The organism is Porphyrobacter sp. TH134, assembly GCF_002855495.1.
GTDB lineage: Bacteria > Pseudomonadota > Alphaproteobacteria > Sphingomonadales > Sphingomonadaceae > Erythrobacter.
The window spans coordinates 1-2669 of record NZ_PKRO01000082.1; the positions used below are offsets into that span (position 1 = coordinate 1).

A 2669-nucleotide genomic window follows, 5' to 3' on the forward strand; every position below is an offset into this window, starting at 1 on the left:
GGCTATGCAAAGCCGCGCAAATAGGCCGGACACATGGGCGCCACGACCAGCCAGCGCAGTGAAGAAATACCCTTGCCAACGGAGAGCCGTCCACACATGGGTCGACAGCATCGGCGGCAAACGTCACCTTGTGATCAGCCCTTCGACAGAGGAGCCGTGCACGGAGATTACGCTGGGCACCGCTGCTGACGTTGACGCCGCCGTCGCGGCAGCGCGCGAAGCGTTCAAGACCTGGTCGCTCTCAACGCGTGAAGAGCGACTTGCGCTGATGGAGCGCATCGTCGAAGAGTTCAAAAAGCGCATTCCCGATCTGGCGCGTTCGCTGTCAAGCGAAATGGGCGCGCCAATCAGCCTGGCCTCCACACGCCAGGTTGGCGCAGGCATCGGCGGGTTTCTGGGCACGATGGAAGCGCTCAAGGATTTCGCGTTCACCGAACGGCATGGCCCCAATCTGGTCGCCTACGAACCAATCGGCGTCGTCGGCATGATCACCCCGTGGAACTGGCCGCTCAACCAGATCGCGCTGAAGGTCGCGCCCGCGCTGGCCGGCGGCAACACGATGGTGCTCAAGCCTTCCGAGGAATGCCCCGGCAATGCTGCCATCCTTGCTGAGATCATGGACGCAGCGGGCGTTCCGCCCGGTGTTTTCAACCTGGTTCAGGGCGATGGCGCGGGCGTTGGCACCGCGATTGCGGCGCACAAGGATATCGAGATGGTGAGCTTTACCGGATCGACCCGCGCGGGCATTCTCGTTGCCAAGAGCGCGGCTGATACGGTCAAGCGCGTCCATCAGGAACTGGGCGGCAAATCGCCCAATCTGGTGCTACCGGGATCGGATCTTGCCGCTTTCCTGCCTGCAACGGCAAGCGGGGTTCTGGTCAATAGCGGACAAAGCTGCATCGCGCCGACACGGATCCTGGTCCACAAGGATCAGGAAGCCGAAGCGGTTGGCCTGATCAAAAACCTGTTCGCCAGCACCGAGGTTGGCGACCCGCTCGAGGAGGGCACCCATATTGGCCCCGTGGTCAACAAGGCGCAATATGCCAAGATCCAGGATCTGATCCAGTCTGCCATCGACGAGGGTGCCACGCTCGAAACCGGCGGCACCGGCCTGCCGTCGAACGTCAATCGCGGCTATTATATCAGACCCACGGTGTTTTCGGGCGTCACGCCCGACATGCGGATTGCGAAAGAGGAGACCTTCGGTCCAGTGGCCACGGTGTTCCGGTACGATACGCTCGATCAAGCGATCGAGATGGCCAACGACACCGAATACGGCCTTTCCGCCGTGATTTCCGGTGATCCCGCCGCTGCGCTCTCCGTTGCCGGCAAGCTGCGCGCTGGCATGGTCGCGGTCAATGACTGGGCGCCCCAACCCGGCGCGCCGTTCGGCGGCTACAAGCAATCGGGCAACGGCCGCGAAGCCGGCTTGTTCGGCCTAAAGGACTTTATGGAGGTCAAGTCGATCACCGGTATTCCTGCTTGAATAATATGATGCCGTCGCAAGAGCAGCAACCGGGACGGCCTCGTTCAAACCGAGGATTATGGCATTTCGAGAGTCGAATAGCCGTCGCCGGTCTTGCTCGCGACGGTCAAACCCCAGCCGGTAAATATTTTTAGCTCCGGCGTTTCGTTTACTCTGGCGGCAACTTTTCGCGTCGCCAACAGAACGAACCGCTCTTAAACAAGAATAGGTTCGTTTTCCAATTTCGAAGCTTTATTGTGCGGGGACTTGCGGACATGTGGAACGACGAGAATGCCATCTACGACGAAGGCGAGTGGATCACATGGACCGAGATTAACTCGCATCTCGAACGCTTGGAGTTCGAACACCGCTTCCCGCACCTTGATGTCGATCTGGTGCCGATCTTCCAAAACCTGCTCGCGGTGGCCCAGGACTACCACCATCTTACTGGCCGCCACCTTCAGGTTTACGGCGATCTGGGCGAACTATATGGCACGATCGCCCACGGAATCAAACTCCACCGCAATTATGCGCAAGGGTCGGATGGTAAGATTGGTAACCACTTCGTCGAAGTTAAAACAATAACCCCATTCAAGAAGAATGACGCCATCGTGCTCGACCTTAAGGGCAACTTTAGCAAGGTGCTGATCGTGAAGATCGACGCCGACTTTGAAGTGCAAAGCAGGCTGGTGGATCGCAAGTCCCTGCCCAAGGCAAGAGGAGACAAGCTCAAGCTCAACTGGTCCGCCTTTGCATCCCAGCAATCGGGCTCAACTGCCGATTAAAGTTGAGCAGACGCAAGCGGTATTTACGGGGACAGTGTACCAATCAAACATCTGCATTTTTATCGCCCGCCTCTATGCCCGATTATTCGAAAACTTCACCTTGGCCGCCGCTCATAAGCCGGTCCCTTATCACTTCAATCCCTTCAATTTGGGCCTGCGAGGCCGTCTACAAACATTGCATTAGTGCCGTCCGGCGCGGGGGTTGGGCGGGTCAGCGACAAGCTTGCGCACAATGATCGAGAAAAGTGTGCACCGCTGCGTCAAGTTTTGTCTATGACTGCGCATATTGGCTACGCTGATCTTTTGCCACCACGGCAGGCCATGATTGTGCAACCTGAGGTCTGGAAATTCGGATTTGGGATAGTCAGTCATTCTGGCATTCCCACTTGATGTAGGCCTTGTTTTCGGAGGCCCATTTT

The 2669-nt window shown here is 57.9% G+C and carries 2 protein-coding genes; both read left to right on the forward strand.

Features of this window, described 5'->3' with window-relative positions; translation table 11 throughout:
- The first annotated feature begins 58 nt into the window (after positions 1–58).
- Positions 59–1486 (forward strand): aldehyde dehydrogenase family protein, encoded by a 1428-nt coding sequence (locus C0V72_RS15895; protein WP_267893450.1) that lies wholly within the window; start codon positions 59–61, stop codon positions 1484–1486.
- A gap of 254 nt (positions 1487–1740) precedes the next feature.
- Positions 1741–2250 (forward strand): hypothetical protein, encoded by a 510-nt coding sequence (locus C0V72_RS15900; RefSeq protein ID WP_101795102.1) that lies wholly within the window; start codon positions 1741–1743, stop codon positions 2248–2250.
- Positions 2251–2669: the final 419 nt, after the last annotated feature.